Source organism: Phormidesmis sp. 146-20 (assembly GCF_052939475.1).
The window spans coordinates 114,827-137,205 of sequence record NZ_JBJPHT010000003.1 but is presented as its reverse complement, the minus strand read 5'-3'; the positions used below and the strand labels follow the sequence as shown (position 1 = coordinate 137,205).

The window sequence follows — 22,379 nt, the reverse complement described above, 5'->3', positions numbered from 1 at the left end:
CTCAGGTGAAGATCAACATGCTGGACAAGATCATTCACGCCCAATACGAAATCATCAAACCGTTAGGCTCAGGGGCATTTGGGCAAACCTATTTGGCTAAGAATCTAGCGCTACCTGATGAACCTGTGTGCGTCGTCAAACAACTAAAGCCACAAAGTGCTGATCCTGCATTATTTAAGGTCGCAAAAGCATTGTTCGATCGAGAAGTAGAAACCCTTCGCCAAATTGGTCATCACGATCGCATTCCTCAAGTTCTGGACAACTTTGAAGCGGATCACGAATTCTACCTGGTGCAGGAGTACATCGAAGGAAGAACATTGAGAGAAGAACTTGATAGCCAAATGCTTTGGAATGAAAGCCAGGCGATTTTGTTTCTGCAAGAAATCCTTCAAATTTTAGACTTTGTTCATACCCAGGGGATCGTTCATCGTGATGTTAAACCAGAAAACATCATCCGCAGACTTCAAGACCAGGCATTGTTTCTAATTGATTTTGGAGCGGTCAAACAGTTATGGCGCGATCGAGCGCAGACCTCTTCAACGATCGTTCATAGTCGTGGGTACACACCTCCAGAACAACTAGCTGGCATCCCAGAACCAAACAGCGATATCTATGCACTGGGCATGACTTGTATTGAGACATTAACTGGAGTCAAACCAGAATCACTAACACAGCTTAGAAGTTCCAGAACTCAACAAATCATTTGGACTGAACGTTTAAGTATTCGACCTGAGTTTAAGTCCATCCTTGAGAAGATGGTATGTATTGATTCTCGACATCGCTATGTAAGTGCTAACAGTGCCCTACAGGATTTAGAATTGCTGAAGCAAGCTGGTTCCACTCACTACACACCGACAGAAATCGGCATCTCTAGCAAAGAGAGTATAGAGCCAACATCACAAGCTTATACTCCCACAGAGTTGAGGATTAACCAGTCCACAGACGTTTATTTATACAATACAGAGGAAGAATTCGACCAGCAGCTAGAATCAGACATCCTTCAACCTTCGGAACCTCAGTCGAAGAAATTAAACTCTAAAGAATTATTGCTGGAACTAAGTGAGTGCTTCCAGAATGGACAAAAATCAACACCATTGAGAAAGGCAGTTGATATTACTCGTCAGTCGTTAAGAAAGGAGCGGAGCATCTGGTCTGGACTTCTAGTATTTACGCTAATCGGGTTATCGGTCTTCTCCACTTTCATCTACAAAAACAGCTACAAAGCCTCTCCGGTTCCAGATGCGTTGAATCGTGAAGAAAACAACACAGCGCCATTAGCGACTCTCAAAGAACAAGGTAATTTTCAAGAACACCCGTCATCTATAAAATCACTAAACTTTGCCCTCAGTGGAAAGACGCTGATTTCTAGTAGTGAAGGAGGATTGATTAAGCTTCGAGATTTGCAGAGCCAGTCCATCAAGATCTTAACTCAAACTCAAAGTCAGATTTTAGCAGTCTCTAGTAGCGCTGATGGAAAAACTCTAGCGATCGCAACTGAAAACAAACAAATCGAAATCTGGAACTTGAACAATCATCAAAAGCTAAATCAAATCTCAACTCAGCAACTTACCTGGTCACTTGCACTCAGCCACGATGGTCAACTTTTAGCCGAGAGTGGATTGGGGACTGTCAAGTTGTGGAATTATTCCCAACCAAAGCAATTGAAAAAGCCTCAATCCTATGAGAGTTCTCAACCGATTCAAGCGATCGCCTTCAACCCTGCTGCCGAAATTTTGGCTGGGGGAAATGCAGAGGGCACTGTCAAAATTTCTAACCTTGCATTCAACACATCGCGCCGCTTTCACAAGCACTCAAAAGCGGTGAACACGGTTGCGATCGAGGCTAACGGTGTAGTTCTATTTACGGGTAGCGAAGATGATACGATTCGCCTCTGGAATTTGTATGCGCTGAATGAACACACACTGCCTGTTATCCAAGCTGATTTGAGTGGCGTGAAGGCGATCGCCAGTAGTCCGACTGAAAAGATAATTGCAGCAGGCGGCTCTTATGGCACAGTTAAGCTTTGGAACTGGCAAACAGGTCAGTTGATCGCGAATCTTTCAAATCATTCAACAGAAGTCACAGCATTGGCGTTTAGCCCAGATGGTCAACTGTTGGCTGTGGGGGATGTAGACGGAAAGATTGTACTTTACGCCTTGAAGTAACTGCTCATTTTTTAGTTAGGATTCTGAACAGTATGGCTACTAGAAATAATCAGCTACTCACTTTCATCCAAGACCTAAAGCAGCTAATCGCTGATGATGTATGTCAGGATCAGTTTTTTCAGCAGATTAATCAAGACTTGGATGAAATGACCAGTGAGCTAGGCTCAGAAAAATTAGCTGTTCATATTCTAAGCGCTGATTCAAATTTGGCAAATTCGTTTTATCATCTGTTGAACTCTGGTCAAGGTCTAGAAAAGAGCTATCAGGTTCAGCTATACAAATTACCAAAATCCTTACCACTAGAACAGAAGCCTGTGTCATCAGCCTTTCTAGTCCTTCAAGAACTAAGAGAGGATATAGAAGAGATTAAACAAACTCGCTATGAGCTTTTAGCCGAAGGAGCCGTGATTGTTGGGCGTAAACCTGGATGCACGATCTCTATTCCAGACCAGTACACCCGTGTCAGTGGTCAACATTTGAAATTACAGTGTTTCCCAGCGATCGATCTTAACTCTAGTCCTGAATGGCAAGTTCAAAACTGCGATGGGTGTAAAAATGGTACTTACCTGAATGGCGAACAGCTTGTAGAAAGTCAAATTCTAAAATCTGGCGATCGACTGGTTTTAGGAGATGAATTACTAGGTTCTAAAAGTCCCCAACTCATTTTTGAGGATCAACCTACTTCAGATGACCCTTTCGCAAAGTTCGATGAGGATCAGAGGCTCAAGAAGTTAGTAAACTGCGATATTCTATTTCTGATCGTTGATTCTCAGATTGATTCTCACTGTGACCCTTTAGAAGAAAAAGTATTGCAATTAGCAAGTACATCGTTAGTCAATCGAGCTTTTCTGGTAGTTCTATCACACGAGTCGATCGAGGTTTTTCGAGTAACTCAAGAGGCTCATACTTCTACAAGTTTAGAAGATCTGCATCAGTACATGGCTTCTACTGGCGAAAAGCAGAGTTATTTAATCAAAATTCAACGTGTCTTATTTCAGATCGTCTCAAGTGTTGATAACATTAACCAATTTCTTTTGGGTAAGCAAGCAAAAATTAAGCAAGAAATTGAGAAAGTTGAAACTCAGCAATCTCAGGAACGGAAAAAAGCTCCCGTAGAAGATACTTCCTTTCTGCTAAAGACAATTAATGAACAAAAAGCAAGCTTGCTGAGAGCGATCGAGTCCTCACTAGCTCACTCAAAACAGGATTTACTAGACGATTCATTGTCCAATAGTATTTTGCAAAAAACTCAGGAACTTATAGATGAATTGGAGGCGCAAATCGTCAAGCAAGGCGGAAAGAAATATCTAGAACTGAGAGCTAAAGACTTTGAGGCGAACGTAAATGATTTCATCGTACATGGTTGCGAGAATGAACTTCTGAATTGGGCTGGTGAGGAATGGAGAAAGATTTGCCAGGAGTACGGTAACGGTGGTTTAGAAGGCTTAGTCAGAAGCTCAAATACGACTCTAAAACCGATTTGTAAGAGGAATAAAAACACCTTTACTTTGAGAGTCAAGCCTAAAATTGAACTTGAAGGAGTTTTTAAAGCTCCTCTTAGAAGAATTCCGGTCAGAATTGAATATCATGAAGATCCGATATGGCTTTATTTCATTAAGAAGATTAGAAGTTCTGTCTTTCAAGTCATGGGGATTCTATTTCTTCTCAGTTTTTTGGGTCTTAGCAGAACCAGTTTTATCAAAAGCGTCAACAAACAGGTTTCTAGTTCTATTTTTCTATCCATTCTTGTCGCTGGAGCTAGTCTTTGGTTAATTTATAACTTATATAAAGGTTATCAAAAAGATAAGAAATTTGAGATTCGTAAATCATCAGAAAAAGTCAAGCAGGAGTTAAAGAATTATTACTATAAAGTCGTCAAAAATCGTTTTGTTGAGAAGCTCTCACAAGCCTTAGAAGCTTCTTTGAAGCAGGAACTAAGCAGATTTGAGGAAGCCATTAAGCTCTTCTTAACTACTGCTATGAGCGACGGTATTCTCGAAGTGAGAAGCAATCAAGTAGATCTTGGAAGCCCTCTAAAGAACTATAAGGATCAGGCTAAAAAATTAGAAGGAAAATTAAAAAATTTTCAAAGAGTTAAGGACAAACTTCAAAAGCTTCAGTCGAGCAGCTAAATTTAAGCGATCGCTTCCTGGTGCAATGAGCAAGTAATGACCTTGACACTCCCCGATTTCGTTCGTCACCGTGATGATGTCTAAACTGAGGGCATTCATGGCACGGACGTTAACGCATTTGCGTCCAGACGGGGACGGCATGAACACCCAGACAAAGCACCGACCCGACACATTTCCTGCTGCGCCATCTTGTCGAGAGTGCTACTTTTGCAGGGACAAACCCAACTTTGCACCGTTTCATGCCGATACGTTTAAGAAAAGCACGCACTTGATTGGGACTGTGACGAATTCCCGTCAGTTCCTCGCGCTTGGCTTGCGCTTGCGGCAGATGCGCTTTAACCAAATGGCTAGGTATTCAGGCAGGAAGCCTATTGTATTAGTTGGATCAAACATCGTTCAGGGAAAAGGCTTAGGAATTATCAGTTTGTAATCCTTGAAATCCTAAATCTCCCTGCACAGCCACTTTATCTGGGATATTGCCTACCAGGTCTTCTGAAAGGCTTAGTCATCGTAAAGTAACCTTGATCATACTTCTACGATCAAGTGAACACAATTGTAAAAGTGGGTTAGATCATTTAAGCTGCTGTAGAGATAAAGTCGTGAAAAAATTATGGAGTCTAAGGATCTCATTGAATCGACAAAGCAATCAGCAAGTGTAAAACTCAAAAATAAACCTCTCGCGAATCAGCAAACGGCTCTGCAAAAAATCTTGTGGGCAGCTCGAACTCGGATTTTGCTCTGGTATGTTGCGATTTTGGTCTTCATTTTTCTCGCTTCGATTCCAGCATTTCGGCAACTTCTGTCTGCTCAAATTGACCAACGGGTGCGTCAAGATTTGAGTGAGAAAGTGGATGTTTTCAAAAGTTTAATGAGTGGAGAATTGCTAGATGAAGGGACTGTCGAATTAGATGATCCAGAGCTTGCACGACAAGATCAGCGATTCAAACAACCTTATTCTAAAGAGGAGTTGGCTGGCTTTTTTGATGCTTACTTAGCCCGTCAAATTCCCGAAGATGAAATCTATATTCTTACTTTTGTAGAGGGCAAATTCTACAAATCCAGTCCAAGGGCAAGACCTGAAGTTCTTAAGCGCGATTCAGTTTTGATGCAACGCTGGGCGCAGCAAACTCAACCTGCTCAAGGCAAACATTTCACAAATGATGCGGCGATCGGAGATGTCCTTTACATTCTTGAACCTGTGAAAGTAGGCGGGAAAAGTCTGGGAGTACTCGTGGTTGCACATACGACTGCGGGAGAGCAAGCAGAAGCGATCGAAGCCGTTGGAGTCATCATCAAGGTCATCGCAGGCGTGCTTTTGGTTGCATTGGTTTTAGCTTGGTTTGCATCAGAACGGGTGTTAGCTCCTTTACGATCGCTGAGTGATGCAACTCGTTTGATTGGTGAAGCAGACCTCAATCAACGGCTAGAAGTGCAGGGAACAGGGCAGCTTGCAGACTTGGGACATTCTTTTAATGAAATGATGGATCGACTGGAATCGGCGTTTATAAGCCAGCGAAATTTTATTAATGATGCTGGGCATGAGCTACGAACGCCAATCACGATCATTCAAGGGCACCTAGAGCTGATGGGAGATGATCCGATCGAGCAACAAGAAACCTTGACGATCGTGATGGATGAGTTGGAGCGGATGACTCGGTTTGTCAATGACTTAATTTTGCTGGCTAAGTCAGAGCATCCTGATTTTTTGCAGCCTGAAACCGTTGAATTAGCGTCATTTGCTGAAGAACTGTTGGTAAAGGCGCAAGCATTAGCAGATCGGAGATGGATGCTGGAAGGCACAGTAAAGGGTCAAGGCTTTTTCGATCGACAGCGAATCACTCAGTCAGTGATGAATCTGGCACAGAACGCTACACAATTTACACAGGTTGGTGAGACGATCTCAATTGGCTTGGCGATCAGTAAAGGAAAGCTCCACTTCTGGGTGCGCGATACGGGTGAGGGGATTGCTCCCCATGATCAGCCTCGCATCTTTGATCGATTTGCGCGGGCTGCAAATAGTCGGCGACGATCAGAAGGGGCCGGATTGGGGTTGTCGATCGTAAAATCAATTGTAGAGGCACATGGGGGAGAAGTATCGGTTCGTAGCCAGATCGGTCAGGGTTCGACTTTTTCGATCGTGATTCCGCTTCAAGTCAGGAGTAAAGATCAATGATGCAAATTCTGATTGCAGAAGATGAGCCAAGAATTGCCGCATTTGTTGAGAAAGGTCTGCGCTCAAATGGCTTTACAACGACGATCGCGACGACTGGGAGTGATGTCCTCAACATGGTTATGGGCAACGAATTTGATTTGTTGATTTTGGATCTGGGGTTGCCTGAGAAAGATGGATTAGAAGTACTAGAAGAACTGCGGGGTCAGGGTTCTCAGATTCCAATCGTGATTTTGACAGCGCGAGATGACATTCAGGATAAAGTCTCAGGGCTGGAAGGTGGCGCAGATGACTATATGACGAAGCCTTTCCGATTTGAAGAGTTACTCGCAAGAGTTCGATTGAGATTGCGAACCCGGTCAACTATACCTGTTCAAGAAGAACTAATGTTGAGCGCGGGGGATGTGGTGTTAGATCTGCGAACTCGTAAAGCGACAGTAGGAAATAAAACGATCGAACTACCTGCACGTGAGTTTACTTTAGCAGAGATGTTCTTTCGCCATCCGGGTCAGGTTTTGAGCCGTCAGCAGTTGCTCGATCGAGTTTGGGGGTATGACTATGATCCAGGGTCGAATGTTGTTGATGTCTATGTCGGCTATTTACGTAGAAAGCTAGGCAGTACATTGTTGGAGACTGTCCGAGGAATGGGCTACAGACTAAAATTATGAGAATTTTCTCATCTAGATTTCATCTTATTCTCATCTAAAGTTTTCATAGTGTGGCCTGCGGTTAAGTGACAGATAGCTGAGAGGTGCTAACTTATAGGTCAAGGTTTTCTTAACCTTTGGAGCCTGTGTCGTACCTTAGAATTGGCTTGTCTTCTGGTGGGTACGACCTCATACTACATGTGTCAGAATGTGTCAGATCTTGATTGCTGAAGACGAAGCGCGGCTTGCTGCGTTCATTGAAAAAGGGCTGAGAAGAAAAGGGTTTATGACTGCGATCGCTCAAGATGGATTGCAAACGATTGAAATAATACAAGCTCAGAAAATCGATTTGCTGCTCTTGGATTTGGGATTGCCATTGATGGATGGTATGACTGTTTTACAAGAGCTTCGGGATCAAGGAGCGAAGATTCCAATTATTGTCGTCACTGCGCGAGCAGATGAACGTGAAAAGTTAGCAGCGTTACAAGCCGGGGCGAATGAGTTTATTACTAAGCCGTTTCGCTTTAACGATTTGCTGGCAACTGTTCAGTCTTGTCTAAATCTCGATTAGTAGAAATCACAGGTCAGCTTTTTCGTTTAAACAATACTAACGTTGCTAAAGTTGTGTATAATTTGATCGATACGACAGTTCAAAAAAGTAAGAGCACCGATGCGGCGTTTGTGCCAGCTTCAGGCTTCCAGCGTTGAGATGCTTGAGTTTTGGGGTGCGATTGTAATTTGAACTGCTGATCCTCTATTCATATTAGTAGCGTCTCTTTTAGGGCAACGTCTAAGCTGCTCTAGTCTAAGATGTCTAGATTTTAGGAGCTATGAAAAGACGTTCCAATCATGAAATCAACCCAGCAATTTGGCAATCAATCACATTACATCAGTTACAGGTTTTTGAAGTAGCTGCGCGGCATCGGAGCTTTACTCGTGCTGCGGAAGAGTTAAATCTCAGACAGCCAACAATATCCATACAAATCAAGCATCTGTCTAATTTGATTGGTTCTCCACTATTTGAAAATATTGGAAAACGAATGTATTTAACAGATGTAGGGAAACTACTATTTAAGACTTGTCAGGAAATCTTTGTCCGGATTGAACAATCAGAGATTAACCTGCTGGAATTGAAAGGGCTGAATCATGGTAGGTTACAAGTTGCTGCAACTCCATCTTCACAGTATTGTCTCGCTAAATTGCTGCAACCATTTTGCCAAGATTATCCAGGAATTCATATTTCACTTAGTTGGTTCAGTCACAAGGCTGTTCTTGATCGAATGAATGCAGATCTTGATGATCTCTACATCATGAGTCGGCTACCTGTCTATCAACGAGAGATTGAAGCCCGATCGTTTTTGCAGAACCCGCTGGTGGTCATTGCTCCACGGCAGCATTCACTGGCTCAGAAACAGAGCATTACGCTTCAGAATCTAGCACGTGAGTTTTTTGTGATGCGGGAGCCGGATTCTGCGACTCGGAGAGCGGCTGAGAGCCTCTTTGAGCAGTATGATATTCCGATGCGAGTGAAGTTAGAAATGAGCAATAATGAGGCGATCAAACAGGCAGTGAGAGGTGGGTTTGGGTTAGCTATCATGTCATTGCATAGTCTGAGCGAGTTTGAGCTAGATCATCATTTTGTGGTACTTGATGTGGAGAACTTTCCAATTGTGCAGGAGTGGTTTTTGATTTTTCGTAAAGATAAAGTGCTTTCAACTTCCGCAAGGACGTTTGTTGATTTTTTGCTAGAGAAAAGCTCAGGACACTTTCGGATTTAGGTGTTTTTTAAGTTCGGCTACTGTTGTAAGTGATCGCTGCGTTTTAGACAGCTTGCTGCTCCCCAAACTTCCCAGAATCGAGGTATGGAGAGCGAACTTTGAATAACCCGTATTGCGATCGAGCTACAGACTACTGTCAATCAGAATGTGAAGGTTGTCCGAATCGTACCAATGACTAAATCCTGATTCCGCTGGTCATGATTGGGAGCCGTTAGCCAAATCACGCCTGGAGTAATGCTGAGATTGTCATTCACTCGGTATTGATAGAATGCCGTCAAATGCAAGGAAGTATCGCGATCGCGTCCTACTCCCGTTGCAGCCGTCACTGCACCATCAATCTGGGTTAGTTTGGGTTCCATACCAATGACTAAACCTGCAAGATTGCCTTTCTTACCCAAATCGGGAAAACCTAATGTCACTGCCCAGTTCCAAATATTGGCATCTCCTAACCTCAATACTCGCGCTCCTGTATAGCCAACCCAGCCATTGATGATAAGCGCCGAACTCGGTCGAAAAGAAGCTTGTACCCCAAACGAATTGGTGACAACTGCGCGACCCTGGTTGACTGACAAAACTCCTGAAACCCTCGATTTTTCGTAGGTTGGTGTTGAGCAACGCGAAACCCAACAGCAGCCTTTCTACCGTTGCTAACGTTGGGTTTCACCAGGTTCAATCCAACCTACCTGAAAAAATTTGTCAGTCAATCAGCTGCGCGACCTGTTGCCGTAAATAAGTTCGCATTCAGGCTGCCTGCACTGCCCTCAGTCGTATAGTCAGTGTTGTAGGCATGGATATAAGTCAAGCCAAACCCCAGCGCTTCAGAAGGCTCGAAAGTTAATTGTGCGATCGCGCCATAAGACCCATTAAACAGACCATTATTATCGGTCGGATCTGAGGCATCACCCGCAAGATAACCCACACTCAACTCTAGTGCATCACTAAATTCATGCGTGACACCGACACCCGCACCTTCTAACAGATAATAAATTGGGTTGCGAGTTCCAAATTTAGAAATTGAACCACTGCTGCTATCTCCGTCAAAGAAAGGATTGATCGATTCAGCAAACTCTTCTGCTTCTCCCTCATTTGCTGCAATGAAAACCGTCGTTTTCTCACCCAGTGGAAACTCATAGGAGATTTATTATCAGTAATAGTTGGTCAGCCAACTATTTTGGCTGCTCTTTTTGACAGATTTGGGATTTATTACTACTCACATTTTATTGCTTACGGCAGGACTAAAGGATCGGTATACTATTCCTGATATTCAGCTTTATTTAATTGAGAAAGACAGAGGGTTTCCTAAATTTTTCCAGTATATGAAAGAGTGTTGGTTGTTTGCTTCTACTGGGGTTTATTACTTTCAAACAGCGCTTATGGCTTTACTCAAGTTAGATGCTGCTATTCTTCTACCTTCTAGTAGACGATGCCTTCAGTAGATTATTAAGACACAAGTGAAGAAAACTTAAGAATCCTTTCATGAGACTTTTCTCATGCAGCTTTCACTTTAGTCTTAGCAAAAACTAAGAGGCTGTATATTAGCGCAACCGAAGCGCTGTTGACTGAATGGCTGTTGAGCTGAAAGGCTCTGAGTTTTTCTAAAAGAGGTTTCCAATGCGAGTTTGTGTAATCGGAACCGGATATGTTGGCTTAGTCACAGGAGCGTGTCTTGCTCAAATTGGTCATGATGTAATCTGTATCGATAATAATGCTGCAAAGGTTGAGCAGATGCAAGCTGGTATTGCCCCAATCTTTGAGCCTGGACTTAAAGAGATTATGCAGGCTGCAATGCAAGCAGGCAAGCTACAGTTTTCAACGGATTTGGGTCAGGGTGTCGCACATGGCGAAGTGCTGTTTATCGCAGTCGGTACACCTGCTTTACCGAATGGAGAGAGTGATACTCGCTATGTAGAAGCAGTTGCCCGTGGAATCGGACAGCATCTGAATGGTGGATATAAAGTCATTGTGAATAAGTCTACTGTTCCCATTGGGTCAGGAGATTGGGTGCGTCGAATTGTGATGGATGGTGTAGCAGAGCGACAGCAGCAAATTACAGGATTTGATGTTGTCAGTAATCCTGAATTTCTACGAGAAGGTTCAGCCGTCTATGATACATTTAACCCCGATCGCATTGTGCTGGGGAGTGATAGTGAGCAAGCGATCGAGAAAATGAAGGCACTCTACCAGCTTTTAACGGATCGTACCTTTGCTCAAGATCCGACATTGCCGCCTGTTCCCGTCGTGGTTACTGATCTCACTTCGGCTGAGATGATTAAGTATGCGGCGAATGCGTTTCTAGCAACGAAGATCAGCTTTATTAATGAAGTTGCGAATATCTGCGATCGAGTGGGTGCAGATGTCACTCAAGTTGCTCACGGCATTGGATTAGACTCTCGAATTGGAAGTAAATTTCTCCAAGCTGGCATCGGATGGGGAGGTTCTTGTTTTCCGAAAGATGTTGCTGCTTTGATTCATACTGCAAATGATTATGGATACAAGACAGAACTGCTTAATGCTGCGGTGGAGACGAATCAGAGTCAAAAACTAATTGTTGTTGAAAAGCTCCAGCAAGTTCTCAAGATCCTCAAAGGTAAAACGATCGGCTTACTCGGCTTAACATTCAAACCCGATACTGATGACCTGCGAGATGCTCCTGCGCTGGAAATCATTGCTGCGTTGACTCGTTTGGGTGCGAAAGTCAAAGCTTATGACCCGATTGTTTCTGAATTAGATCATGCTGACTTAGCTGAAACTCCTGAACAACTTGCTGAGGGCTGTGATGCACTGGTTCTCGTCACCGACTGGAAAGAATTCCGCGATTTAGATTATGCTGCGCTTGCTCAAAAAATGGCATTTGCATTGATGATTGATGGACGAAACTTTTTAGATCCCGCTCAGATCACTGAAGCAGGCTTTGCTTATATTGGGATTGGTCGCCCAAATCGAGGCTTCCTAACCCCTAAGATTGCTACACCTCAAATGAGTGCGATCGCTTAGATTGTAGGTTCCGCATCTACAAAGCAGAACTTACTAGATATTCTCCAACAATTTGAAGAAGGTTTGTCATCTTTTCGCTTTGACCCTTCACCCCACCCTTTCTTATGAAATTGCTGGTTTACTCCCACGACGCTTTCGGCTTGGGCAATATTCGTAGAATGTTAGCGATTTGCGAATATTTGCTCCAAACGATTCCTAATTTGTCTATTTTGCTTCTGTCGGGTTCTCCGATGATGCAAGGGTTCAGAATTTCCAACAACTTAGATTACATCAAACTCCCCTGTCTCAATCGTGGGACTACTGGCAAGATTGCGACCAAATTTCTAGGAATGGATGCAGACGAAACCGTGAAACTGCGATCGAAGCTGATCCGTTCTGCGGCTGCCAGTTTCAAACCAGACATGGTTTTAGTTGATAAGAAGCCCTACGGCATTCAAAATGAGCTAATGCCAACGCTGACCTACCTCAAGACCGTTCAGCCAGAAACAAAGATGGTTTTGCTGCTCCGTGATATTCTGGATGCCCCTGAAGTGACGATTGCAGAATGGCAGAAGCATGGATTTGAGCAGACGGTTGAAGAATTTTACGATCGCTTATTGATTGTTGGAACCCCTGAAATTTTTGATTTCTGCGACGCTTATCAACTTCCGTCTCATATTGCTTACAAAGCGAGATACTGCGGTTATTTACGTCGTCCGCAAGGGTGTAAATCTGAAGCAGAAGTTCGTCAAGAACTCGCACTAGCAGATTCTGATCGGCTCGTCGTGGTAACACCTGGCGGGGGAGAAGATGGCTATCCGATGGTTGATGCCTTTCTACAAGGAGTTTCTACTTCAACTTTCAAGAGCTTGGTCATTTGCGGCCCAGAAATGCCAATTCAGCAAAGGCAAGCACTCTACCAAACCGCAGCACATCTACCTCAAGTCGAAATGCGTGAGTTTAGCGACGACTTGATGAGTTACTTAGGGGCAGCAGATATCGTTGTCTCAATGGGCGGGTATAACACGATTTGCGAAGTGCTAACCGCAGGAAAACGGGCAGTGATTGTCCCCAGGGTGAAGCCTTCGCAAGAGCAAATTATTCGGACAAATTGTATGGCGAGGTTTGGCTTTTTTAGCGCGATCGAACCTAGCCAACTCAGTCCACAGACGCTATTCCAGGCAGTCCAATGGCAAATGGATCAAGTCAATCATCCACTTCCTCAGATTGATCTCAATGGGCTGTCCAGAATTGCTCATCATCTTTCTAGCTTGATGAAAGTCGATCCTAGAGATTCCGCTAAACAAAAACCCTATGCGATTCGTTAAGGAGAAATGTTCATGCCACGGTTAATGTTTTACTGTCAGCACATTCTAGGAATGGGGCATCTTGTCCGCAGTATGGAGATTGTGCGTGGATTAATACCAGATTTTCAGGTTTGTTTTATCAATGGTGGAGAGATTGTAGAAGGCTTCGAGATTCCCGCTGGAATTGAGGTTGTCAATCTTCCTGCAATTAAAACTGATTCAGAATTTCAGGAACTTCAAGTTGTAAATTCAGCCTACACACTAGAAGAAGTGAAAGATATGCGATGTGCGGAGCTATTGGAAGCCTTCGATCGCTTTCAGCCTGATGTTTTGATGGTTGAGCTGTTTCCCTTTGGACGACGCAGATTTTCCTTTGAATTGATTCCACTGCTAGAACGGGCGAAAACTCGTGGCGCAAAAGCTGTTTGTAGCTTAAGAGATATTGTCGTGACGAAAAGCGATCGCACAAAGCACGAAGAGAAAGTCTGCAAGTTGATGAATCAGTACTTTGATCTACTCCTTGTCCACGGCGATCCACAGTTTCAACCCTTAGAGGAAACCTTCTCTAGAGTGACAGACCTGACCTGTGAGGTGAAATTTACAGGCTATGTTGTTCAACCTCAACCGGAGCCAGTTGCAGAGCTTCCAAATGTCAATCCTGACAGGCCTCTCATCCTAGTCAGTGTGGGGGGTGGAAGATTTGGGCATGAGCTTCTTGATTGTGTCGTGGAGACAGCTCCTATTTTGAAGCATCAACTGCCGCATCAGATACAAGTGTTCACAGGCCCATTTATGCCAGAGTGGAAACTGCTTGAACTGCAATCAAACGCAGCAACTTCTTCTAATATTCGTATCGATCGCTATACGCCAAGCCTTCTAAGCTATATGCAAAAAGCAGATTTGTCGATTAGCATGTCTGGTTACAATACAACGATGAATGTGTTGACAACAGGAGTGCGTTCTCTGCTGTTACCGTTTACAGGAAATGACGACCAGGAACAACGCATTCGAGCAGAGAAATTAGCTCATTTGGGAGTTGTTGAAGTCATTCAACCCAGCGATTTAGAGCCGAACCAATTCGCGAAAAAGATTGTTTTCTACCTGCAACAGCAACCAACTCGATTGAAATTTGATTGTGCAGGTGTTGAGAAAACCGCAATGCAATTGAAGCAATTTTTGCGGCAGCAGCAGCAAAGTAGTGTGGAGGTAGTGAAAGCATGAAAGTTTGTATCACGACGTTAGAGTTTCCGCCGGATGTGGGTGGTGTGGGTGAATCGGTTCATCGAATTTCTAAGATGCTGACAGCAGGAGGCTATGAAGTCCATGTTGCTGTGTTTCGGGCAAGCCATCGTGCAACGAAAGACGGTAGCCGCAGACGGGCCAGTTGCGCGACAACATTACAAGATGGAATTCATGTTCATCGAATTCAGAATGCTGTACGAGCTGATGTGGTTGAGATTCAAGACTTTTACAGTGATGTTTACTTCTACTTGAAGCAATTACACCAAGCGCATCATTTTGACTTATTCCATACGTTTTTCATGACTGAAACGGGATACGTCACAACGATGCTGGCACGCGAAAGTAACATTCCTGTGATCAACAGTGTGCGTGGAAGCGATTTGCACAAACATATCTTTAGTGCAAAGTATCATGCTCCGCTGAGTTGGGTTTTGGAGAATGCAGATTGGAATACCTTTGTCAGTCGCGATTTGCAGCACCGAGCAGAAGTGATGGTTCTGAGCATTACTCATAAGTCCTCTGCCTTCTGGAATTCAATTGTTCCCGTTGAATTTACAGACTTACCAGTGCCGAGCTTAGGTTCTGAGTTATCAGGTTTAGTCATTGGTTCAGTGGGACGGTTGCGCGATAAGAAAGGGATTGAATTTTTACTAGATGCCTGTGAGCAGATCGGTGATGAAATTGATTTAACTTTGCTGCTCATTGGTGATTTTGTTGAGAAAGAGCGTGCCTACTGGGAGCAAGAGTTGAAGCGATCGAGTCTTGGCGATCGCTTAAAGATTACAGGCATCGTCAGCCGCGCAGAAGCCCTTGCTTATTTACCGCTCTTAGGCATCTATGTGATTCCGTCGCTGAATGATGGTTGTCCGAATGCACTCCTTGAAGCAATGTGTGCGGGTTGCCCAATTATCGGAAGTAATGTCGATGCGATCGGTGAAATTTTAGAGCAGCAGGTCAATGGATTAGTGGTGAATCCTGGCAGTACCAAAGCCCTCGCAGATGCGATTCGCTATCTTACCAAAGAGCCAGAACTGAGAAAATCACTCGGAAAAGCGGCTCGTAAAACAGTGATTGAAAAGCTTGCTCCAGAGGTTGAATACCAGAATTGGATGAGCGTTTATCAAACTGTATTAGGAGAAAATCGCGATCGTATCTCAGAGTTCAATGTTCAAGATCTAGCACTGCAAGTCTAGCTTCTGTAGCGCATTATTTACTACAGCAACCCGTACAGATCCTCAATTTGATAGATATCGCCCCCAAGATACTCGACCCTTGCAATCTAAAGTTCAACTCAGGAGTTCTATCATGTCTACCCCAAGAGTAACCCTCGTCGTTTCTCCTCGTGAACAATTTAGCTACACTTGCGAATCTCTCGAAAGCATTTTGGAGCATACAACTGTTCCTTATTCGCTAATTTACGTTGATGGTGGTTCCCCTAGACCAATTCAGCGATATTTAGAGAGCAAATCGCAAGAGCAGGGCTTTCAATTGATTCGCACCGAGCAATTTCTAGCTCCGAATCAAGCTCGAAATCTAGCACTTCCCCACGTCGATACGGAGTACGTGCTGTTTGTTGATAATGATGTGGTTGTGAGTCCAAATTGGCTAGAAAAGCTGATTGCTTGTGCAGACGAAACTGAAGCTACGATCGTCTGTCCACTCACCTGCATTGGTAAACCTCTCGGAAAAACAATTCACCTTGCGGGCGGAGAGGCACACATCTACACTGAAACGCAGAAAGACGGCACGATCAAGCGTAAGGTGCATGAGAAGCATTACTTTGTGAATCGTCCCATTGCAGAGGTTCAAGAAAAGCTGATTCGTCAGCAGTGCGAGTTTGCAGAATTTCACTGTATGTTGGTTCGGACTAGCATCTTTGAGAAAATTGGGCTACTGGACGAAGCGCTACTCAGCACCCGCGAACATATTGATTTCTGCATGACCGTAGCGAATGCAGGTGGAACTGTTTTCTGTGAACCTGAATCAGTCGTGACTTATGTTCCTGACTTGAAGAAATTCGATTTAACAGAACTTGCTTTTTTCATGTTGCGCTGGAGTGATGCTTGGGAAATTGCCAGTCTAGAGCATTTTTCTAAAAAGTGGGATCTGACGACCAATGATAGGTATTTCAAGAAGCGATACGATCGCATGGGACATCGCCGCTATCAAGGTCTCTTACGTCCTCTAGTTCGTCAAGTTTCGCTTGGTCAAAGCAATCCACAACTTGAAAAAGCGCTAATTCCGATCGAACGAACTATCAATCGACTGATTAGCGATCGTTACAAGAACCCTGTTCAGTAATGTTCCATTTCTCTTGTAAACCCGTTTGGATAGTAGGCAAACGATGAAGAAGGACGCACCCAAAAACTTCAAAACCGTAATGCCAGGAGTCAGCCGAATTCTGAAGCAGTTTGCACCTCAAATTAGCAAGCAAAAGCCTCTTTTACTCATGTCTTTTGCAGGGCTGATGACAGAGATTGTGCTACATTTGCTCGAACCTTTTCCACTCAAGCTGATTTTTGACTACATTCTACTTCCAGGCGCAACAACTCGCCCTTTCCCGATTCCCTTTCTAGTAGGGCTGAATCCTTTTCTGCTCTTAACGATTCTGACTGTAGGATTAATTGCAATTTCTGCGCTTCGTGCGATCGCTGCTTACTTCAGCATTGCAGGGATGTCACTTGCCGCAACGCATATCTTGACCGAAGTTCGATTCGAGTTATACAGCCATCTCCAGCATTTATCGCTGGCGTATCATCACAAAAATCATAGTGGTGATCTCATCACTCGTGTGACATCAGATATCGGGCGTTTGAGAGAAGTTACAGTGATGGCAGTGATGCCGCTCATAGCTCATTCCTTGACGCTAGTTGGCATGATTGGTGTGATGGTTTGGATGAATTGGGAACTAGCCTTAATTGCGATCGCGCTTTTCCCGATTTTCTTCTTTGCGACCCTGCGCCTGACTCGCCGAATTAAAGGTGTTGTCAAAACTCAGCGCAAACGAGAAGGAGAAATGGCAGCAACGGTTGCAGAATCGATCGGAGCAATTAAAGTCGTACAGACTCTTTCTTTGCATCAGATGTTGGAAGAGACGTTCTCAGAATATAGCTCTCAGAGTTTGCAAGATAGTGCTAAAGCACAAAAAATATCAGCCGGATTAGAGCGCTTAATTGAGCTACTGGTTGGGTTAATGACGGCTCTGATTCTCTGGCGAGGGGCGCTGCTTGTTTACTCAAAAGTGCTAACACCTGGCGACTTACTGATCTTCATCAACTATGTTCGCATTGCTTTCAAACCGATGCGCCAAGTTGCTAAGTATATCGGACTGTTGGCGAAAGCGACTGCATCCGGTGAGCGCGTATTAGATGTATTGGACGAAGTGCCTGATGTTCGAGATACAAGAGGTGCGATCGCGGCTCCTGCCTTTCAGGGTTCAGTGCGCTTTGAGAATGTATCTTTCGCTTACGAGAACGACGATCGCGGTATTCTCAGACAGATGAGCTTTGAAGTAAAACCTGGGCAGAAAGTTGCCTTAGTTGGAGCTTCTGGCGGAGGAAAGTCAACGATTGTTAGTTTGCTCTTACGCCTCTATGACCCGTTGGAAGGTCGAATTTTAGTTGACGGGCATGACTTGCGAGAATACAAGCTCGATTCTTTTAGACAACGGGTGAGTGTCGTGCTGCAAGATAGTGTTCTGTTTGCAACAACCGTGCGAGACAACATTGCTTACGGCTATCTCAATGCAACAGATTCAGCGATCGAAGCTGCGGCAAAACTTGCGAATGCACATGACTTTATTCTGCGTCTGCCGAAAGGGTATGACACACAGTTGAGTGAGCGCGGATCAACGCTTTCAGGAGGACAACGGCAACGAATTGCGATCGCAAGAGCCGCGATTCGTCATGCTCCGATTGTTGTGCTAGATGAACCCACGACAGGGTTAGACCAAGAGAATGAACACGCCGTCACAGAAGCATTAAACCGCCTAGTTGAAGGTAGAACTGCATTCTGGGTGTCGCACAATCTCAAGGCAATTCGTCATGCTGATTTGATTTTGTACATTGAAGGAGGCACGATCGCAGAACAAGGAACACACGACGAACTAATGCAGTTGGGCGGGCGGTATGCAGCAATATACGCACTACAGACTGCAATAAATTCAGATGCTCGTGCAGTTGAGGTGTAACATGGCAACACGAGTCATTTTAGTTCGGCATGGGCAAAGTACTTACAATGCTGAAAAACGCTATCAAGGATGCTGCGATAAGTCTGTATTGACGGAAGCTGGATTGATGATGGCACAGCAGACAAGAGATTTGCTGAAACATACTAAAATTCATGCCGCTTATAGTAGTCCTCTGCAAAGAACTCAGCAAACAGCGATCGCAATTCTGCAAAATTCCAGGCTAGAACTGAACTGTCACGATCATTTGAAAGAAATTGCGATGCCAACTTGGGAAGGATTACCCTTTCAATATGTGCGACAACACTTTGCAGAGGATTATCAATGCTGGAAAGAGCGACCGCATGAATTTCAAATGCAACTTGCTGAAGCAGAAAGCTCAGTTGCAACACTCACAGAGCCTTGCTTTCCAGTTCTAGACTTGTATGTGCAAGCCCAACAATTTTGGAAAGAGGTGATTCCGCGCCACATTGATGAAACGATTTTGATCATCAGTCACGGTGGAACGATTCGAGCTTTGATCGGAACGGCGATCGGGATAGGATGTCAAACTTTTCACACCTTACAGCAATCGAACTGTGGGGTGAGCGTGCTAGAGTTTCCACAGGGCTTAGAGCAGCCTGCAACGTTGCGAGCGATGAATCATACTCAGCATCTCGGCGAATCTCTTCCTAAGCTCAAAGAAGGCAAACTGGGCTTACGATTGCTTCTCATTCAAAACTCTGATTCTTTGCTGAATTTTGCTAAGTTTCTCAAGTCGGTCAGCTTAGACTTCTATTTGAGTTGCGATCGCATAAACGTTACTCAAGAATTGGCATGGCAGATGGATTCAGAATCATTGATGACTGGAGTCGCGACACTCTCTCCAAGTCTGATTCGTCAATTGCTTGCTCACACGCTAGAGATTCCCGCAGATTCATCGATTTTCGACCTAGAGCCAGGAACAATGAGCATTCTGCATTACCCAATCAATCACCGCCCTGTTCTGCAAGCATTCAACTTTATCCCCAACACACTACTATGAAGATTTTAATCACTGGTGCTGCTGGTTTTATTGGGTTTCATTTGGCAAAACGGCTTCTGAGTGATGGTTATCAAGTTCATGGGATTGACAATCTCAATGACTACTATGATATTGCGCTCAAATGTGCGCGACTAGAAAGACTCAAGCATCATAAACAGTTCAGCTTTCAACTTCTGGATCTCGTCGATCGAGAGGGTATTCTACAACTTTTTCAGGATCACAAATTTGATTATGTTGTGAACTTGGCGGCTCAAGCGGGTGTACGCTACTCGCTGAAAAATCCACATACCTACATTGATAGCAACATTACTGGGTTTGTGAACTTACTAGAAGGCTGCCGAAATAGTGATATTCAGCATCTCATTTTTGCTTCCTCAAGCTCTGTCTATGGTGCAAACACGAAGATTCCTTTCTCGGTTCAGGACAATGTTGACTATCCAGTTTCTCTCTACGCTGCAACCAAGAAATCGAATGAATTGATTGCTCACTCATACAGTCATCTGTATGGCATTCCAACGACTGGACTTCGGTTCTTTACGGTCTATGGGGCTTGGGGTAGACCTGATATGGCTTACTTCAAATTCGTGAAAGCGATCGCAGAAGGGACACCCATCGAAATCTACAACTACGGTAAAATGCAGCGAGATTTTACCTTTATTGATGACATTATTGAAGGTGTGGTACGGGTCATGACGAAAATTCCCACCACTAATACCGATGCAACTTTGAATAGTAATGCAGCTTATAAGCTCTATAACATTGGCAATAACAACCCAGTTGAGCTAATGCAGTTTGTTGAAACGATCGAACAATTACTCGGTAGTTTTGCCATCAAAAAATTTCTTCCCATGCAGCCAGGAGATGTTCCCATGACTTATGCAGATGTCGATGACTTAATGCAGGAGGTTGGCTTCAAGCCAGAAACTTCTTTAGAAGAAGGATTGTTCCAGTTTGTGCAGTGGTATCGCGAGTACTACGAAACACCTTCTAGAAACAAGTATCATCAGCGTCCAGCCACTGCTTTAATTTAGTCGATGCGATTGATGACTCAGTAAAAAAGAAAACTAGATATGTCTAGCTCCACTCAGAAGGCTTTGATGTTGTGCGCTTTCAACCTGCTGGTTGCTCAAACTGCAATCGCGGAAGAAGTTCCCACAGTTAAGAGAGAATTTCCTCAATCCTCTGTTTCTCAAACTGCTTTCCAGCAGGAATCTTCTGAGCCAACTTTTTCTGCTTTAACGTCTCCGCCTGAAGTAACACTGCCTGAGTTTTTGACACAGCCTGCTCCAATGGCTCAAGTCACCTCTGTTTCTGAGTTGTCAGATGTCCAGCCTGGTGATTGGGCCTTTCAGTCGTTAAAGTCGATCGTTGAACGATATGGTGTCGTGTCAGGCTATCCAGATCGGACTTTTCGAGGAAATCGGGCAATGAGTCGCTATGAATTTGCGGCTGGCTTAAACAGTGCGATGAATCGAGTCGATGAAGTTCTGAAGACCTTACCTGAGCAATATGCAACTCAGCAAGATTTAGAAGTGCTTAAGAAGCTCCAAGCAGAATTCGCAAAAGAACTCGCGATCGTCAACAGTCAGATTGATACCCTTGATTCGGAACGACGATTATCTAACTCATTTTCGGCAACAACTAAACTAACAGGCGAGGTTGTGTTTGCAGTAACCAGTGTCGCTGATGCAGAGAAACCAGATGGAAGTGACGATCGTACGGATAGCAATCTCACTTTAGGAAGTCGGGTTCGCCTCAATTTTGATACCAGTCTTTTTGGGAAAGATCGGCTGAGAACTCGATTGCAGGCAAGTAATCTTAGCCGAATTGACCAAGCAGCGGGGACAGACATGGCGCGATTAGCCTACCAGGGGGGCAGTGAAGGCAGATTAGAAGTGAGCCGATTAGAGTATCGAACTTCGATAAGTAAACAAGCAACGCTGTATGTTGCCGCAGTCGGTGGAAGCTTAAACGACTTCGCAAATACCTTCAATCCGTTTCTTTCTGGAAGTGCAGAAGGATCAGTCTCTCGATTTGGGCAGCGCAATCCTATCTATCGAATTGGAGGAGGGAGCGGAATTGGTTTAGAGTATGAGTTCACCGATGATATTGCTTTCACAGTAGGTTACCTGGGTTCGGATTTGAATGATCCAGAACAAGGCTTTAACAAGTCATCGTATAGCGCGATCGCTCAATTGTCTCTAGAGCTAAGTAGCCGATTCGGAATTGGTTTGACTTATGTACGCTCTTTCAATAGCGTCAGTACCGCAAGTGGAAGCGAACTTGCAAATGATCCTTTTGACGGGGATAGTGATGCAGTCATCGCAGATTCCTTTGGCATTCAAGCTGCGATCGCACCGAGTAAAAAGCTCTCGTTCTCAGCGTGGGCAGGCTTTACCCGTGCTAGAGCGACTGATCTAGACAACAATCCGAGCGCTAGTATCTTTAACTGGGCAGTCACGATCGCATTGCCAGATCTACTGAGGGAAGGCAGTTTGGCAGGATTTGTGATAGGTCAACCGCCTAAACTGACCCGTAACGATTTTTCTCAAGGTGGTCAAGCACTCGAAGATGAGGATACTTCTTTACATTTCGAGGCATTTTATCGGTGTCGCGTGAATGATTTTATCAGTATCACACCAGGAGTTATTTTGATTACTAACCCTGAACATAATCGCAATAACAACAATATCTTCATCGGGACAATCCGAACAACCTTTAGCTTTTGATGTCTGAGTTAACTGAATCCTTTTAT

18 protein-coding genes are annotated in these 22,379 nt (G+C 44.2%); 15 read left to right on the top strand and 3 right to left on the bottom strand.

What is annotated here, in order from left to right; all coding sequences use genetic code 11:
• Positions 1 to 17 precede the first annotated feature (17 nt).
• The gene (locus ACKFKH_RS04085) at positions 18 to 2,165 is read left to right on the top strand and encodes a protein kinase domain-containing protein (protein ID WP_446856960.1); all 2,148 of its coding nucleotides are present in this window, start codon (positions 18 to 20) and stop codon (positions 2,163 to 2,165) included.
• A gap of 32 nt (positions 2,166 to 2,197) precedes the next feature.
• Positions 2,198 to 4,297, top strand: a complete 2,100-nt coding sequence (locus ACKFKH_RS04080; RefSeq protein WP_446856959.1) for an FHA domain-containing protein — start codon at positions 2,198 to 2,200, stop codon at positions 4,295 to 4,297.
• A 109-nt stretch (positions 4,298 to 4,406) separates the two neighbouring features.
• Here the strand turns inward: ACKFKH_RS04080 and ACKFKH_RS04075 are convergent, their stop codons facing one another.
• The gene (locus ACKFKH_RS04075) at positions 4,407 to 4,640 is read right to left on the bottom strand and encodes a hypothetical protein (protein WP_446856958.1); all 234 of its coding nucleotides are present in this window, start codon (positions 4,638 to 4,640) and stop codon (positions 4,407 to 4,409) included.
• Positions 4,641 to 4,907: 267 nt separating this feature from the next.
• Between ACKFKH_RS04075 and ACKFKH_RS04070 the strand changes: the two genes are divergently transcribed.
• From ACKFKH_RS04070 to ACKFKH_RS04055, 4 genes are all read left to right on the top strand, one after another.
• Positions 4,908 to 6,470, top strand: coding sequence for a sensor histidine kinase (locus tag ACKFKH_RS04070; RefSeq protein ID WP_446856957.1), 1,563 nt, complete (start codon positions 4,908 to 4,910; stop codon positions 6,468 to 6,470).
• Positions 6,470 to 7,135 (top strand): response regulator transcription factor, encoded by a 666-nt coding sequence (locus ACKFKH_RS04065; RefSeq protein WP_446856956.1) that lies wholly within the window; start codon positions 6,470 to 6,472, stop codon positions 7,133 to 7,135. The genes ACKFKH_RS04070 and ACKFKH_RS04065 overlap by 1 nt, the downstream gene beginning before the upstream one ends.
• Positions 7,136 to 7,322: 187 nt before the next feature.
• On the top strand, positions 7,323 to 7,685 hold the full coding sequence (locus ACKFKH_RS04060; RefSeq protein ID WP_446856955.1) for a response regulator transcription factor: 363 nt from the start codon (positions 7,323 to 7,325) through the stop codon (positions 7,683 to 7,685).
• 259 nt (positions 7,686 to 7,944) lie between these two features.
• Complete coding sequence (locus ACKFKH_RS04055) at positions 7,945 to 8,892, top strand: LysR substrate-binding domain-containing protein (RefSeq protein ID WP_446856954.1); 948 nt, start codon at positions 7,945 to 7,947, stop codon at positions 8,890 to 8,892.
• Positions 8,893 to 9,032: 140 nt separating this feature from the next.
• On the opposite strand, the gene ACKFKH_RS04050 is transcribed toward ACKFKH_RS04055, so the two are convergent.
• Together ACKFKH_RS04050 and ACKFKH_RS04045 are read right to left on the bottom strand one after the other, a co-directional pair.
• Complete coding sequence (locus ACKFKH_RS04050; RefSeq protein ID WP_446856953.1) at positions 9,033 to 9,464, bottom strand: iron uptake porin; 432 nt, start codon at positions 9,462 to 9,464, stop codon at positions 9,033 to 9,035.
• Positions 9,465 to 9,592: 128 nt separating this feature from the next.
• A complete protein-coding gene (locus ACKFKH_RS04045; RefSeq protein WP_446857108.1) occupies positions 9,593 to 10,030 on the bottom strand; it encodes an iron uptake porin in 438 nt (145 codons plus the stop codon).
• A gap of 473 nt (positions 10,031 to 10,503) precedes the next feature.
• Between ACKFKH_RS04045 and ACKFKH_RS04040 the strand changes: the two genes are divergently transcribed.
• From ACKFKH_RS04040 to ACKFKH_RS04000, 9 genes are all read left to right on the top strand, one after another.
• Entirely contained in the window at positions 10,504 to 11,886 is a 1,383-nt protein-coding gene (locus ACKFKH_RS04040; protein WP_446856952.1) for a UDP-glucose dehydrogenase family protein, read from the top strand.
• Positions 11,887 to 11,990: 104 nt separating this feature from the next.
• Positions 11,991 to 13,193, top strand: coding sequence for a glycosyltransferase family protein (locus tag ACKFKH_RS04035; RefSeq protein ID WP_446856951.1), 1,203 nt, complete (start codon positions 11,991 to 11,993; stop codon positions 13,191 to 13,193).
• 12 nt (positions 13,194 to 13,205) lie between these two features.
• A complete protein-coding gene (locus ACKFKH_RS04030; protein WP_446856950.1) occupies positions 13,206 to 14,393 on the top strand; it encodes a glycosyltransferase family protein in 1,188 nt (395 codons plus the stop codon).
• On the top strand, positions 14,390 to 15,607 hold the full coding sequence (locus ACKFKH_RS04025) for a glycosyltransferase (protein ID WP_446856949.1): 1,218 nt from the start codon (positions 14,390 to 14,392) through the stop codon (positions 15,605 to 15,607). Before ACKFKH_RS04030 ends, ACKFKH_RS04025 begins: the two co-directional genes overlap by 4 nt.
• A gap of 112 nt (positions 15,608 to 15,719) precedes the next feature.
• Positions 15,720 to 16,715, top strand: coding sequence for a glycosyltransferase family 2 protein (locus tag ACKFKH_RS04020; RefSeq protein WP_446856948.1), 996 nt, complete (start codon positions 15,720 to 15,722; stop codon positions 16,713 to 16,715).
• A 43-nt stretch (positions 16,716 to 16,758) separates the two neighbouring features.
• Positions 16,759 to 18,603, top strand: coding sequence for an ABC transporter ATP-binding protein (locus tag ACKFKH_RS04015; RefSeq protein WP_446856947.1), 1,845 nt, complete (start codon positions 16,759 to 16,761; stop codon positions 18,601 to 18,603).
• Between the two features lies 1 nt (position 18,604).
• Positions 18,605 to 19,624, top strand: coding sequence for a histidine phosphatase family protein (locus ACKFKH_RS04010; protein ID WP_446856946.1), 1,020 nt, complete (start codon positions 18,605 to 18,607; stop codon positions 19,622 to 19,624).
• A complete protein-coding gene (locus ACKFKH_RS04005; RefSeq protein ID WP_446856945.1) occupies positions 19,621 to 20,655 on the top strand; it encodes an NAD-dependent epimerase in 1,035 nt (344 codons plus the stop codon). Before ACKFKH_RS04010 ends, ACKFKH_RS04005 begins: the two co-directional genes overlap by 4 nt.
• A gap of 39 nt (positions 20,656 to 20,694) precedes the next feature.
• Positions 20,695 to 22,353: an iron uptake porin gene (locus ACKFKH_RS04000; protein ID WP_446856944.1), complete on the top strand. Its 1,659-nt coding sequence runs from the start codon at positions 20,695 to 20,697 to the stop codon at positions 22,351 to 22,353.
• Positions 22,354 to 22,379: the final 26 nt, after the last annotated feature.

Coding starts and splice junctions, on each gene's coding strand:
- ACKFKH_RS04085 (WP_446856960.1), top strand. CDS start 18: ATGCTGGACAAGATCATTCACGCCCAATACGAAATCATCAAACCGTTA.
- ACKFKH_RS04080 (WP_446856959.1), top strand. CDS start 2,198: ATGGCTACTAGAAATAATCAGCTACTCACTTTCATCCAAGACCTAAAG.
- ACKFKH_RS04070 (WP_446856957.1), top strand. CDS start 4,908: ATGGAGTCTAAGGATCTCATTGAATCGACAAAGCAATCAGCAAGTGTA.
- ACKFKH_RS04065 (WP_446856956.1), top strand. CDS start 6,470: ATGCAAATTCTGATTGCAGAAGATGAGCCAAGAATTGCCGCATTTGTT.
- ACKFKH_RS04060 (WP_446856955.1), top strand. CDS start 7,323: ATGTGTCAGATCTTGATTGCTGAAGACGAAGCGCGGCTTGCTGCGTTC.
- ACKFKH_RS04055 (WP_446856954.1), top strand. CDS start 7,945: ATGAAAAGACGTTCCAATCATGAAATCAACCCAGCAATTTGGCAATCA.
- ACKFKH_RS04040 (WP_446856952.1), top strand. CDS start 10,504: ATGCGAGTTTGTGTAATCGGAACCGGATATGTTGGCTTAGTCACAGGA.
- ACKFKH_RS04035 (WP_446856951.1), top strand. CDS start 11,991: ATGAAATTGCTGGTTTACTCCCACGACGCTTTCGGCTTGGGCAATATT.
- ACKFKH_RS04030 (WP_446856950.1), top strand. CDS start 13,206: ATGCCACGGTTAATGTTTTACTGTCAGCACATTCTAGGAATGGGGCAT.
- ACKFKH_RS04025 (WP_446856949.1), top strand. CDS start 14,390: ATGAAAGTTTGTATCACGACGTTAGAGTTTCCGCCGGATGTGGGTGGT.
- ACKFKH_RS04020 (WP_446856948.1), top strand. CDS start 15,720: ATGTCTACCCCAAGAGTAACCCTCGTCGTTTCTCCTCGTGAACAATTT.
- ACKFKH_RS04015 (WP_446856947.1), top strand. CDS start 16,759: ATGAAGAAGGACGCACCCAAAAACTTCAAAACCGTAATGCCAGGAGTC.
- ACKFKH_RS04010 (WP_446856946.1), top strand. CDS start 18,605: ATGGCAACACGAGTCATTTTAGTTCGGCATGGGCAAAGTACTTACAAT.
- ACKFKH_RS04005 (WP_446856945.1), top strand. CDS start 19,621: ATGAAGATTTTAATCACTGGTGCTGCTGGTTTTATTGGGTTTCATTTG.
- ACKFKH_RS04000 (WP_446856944.1), top strand. CDS start 20,695: ATGTCTAGCTCCACTCAGAAGGCTTTGATGTTGTGCGCTTTCAACCTG.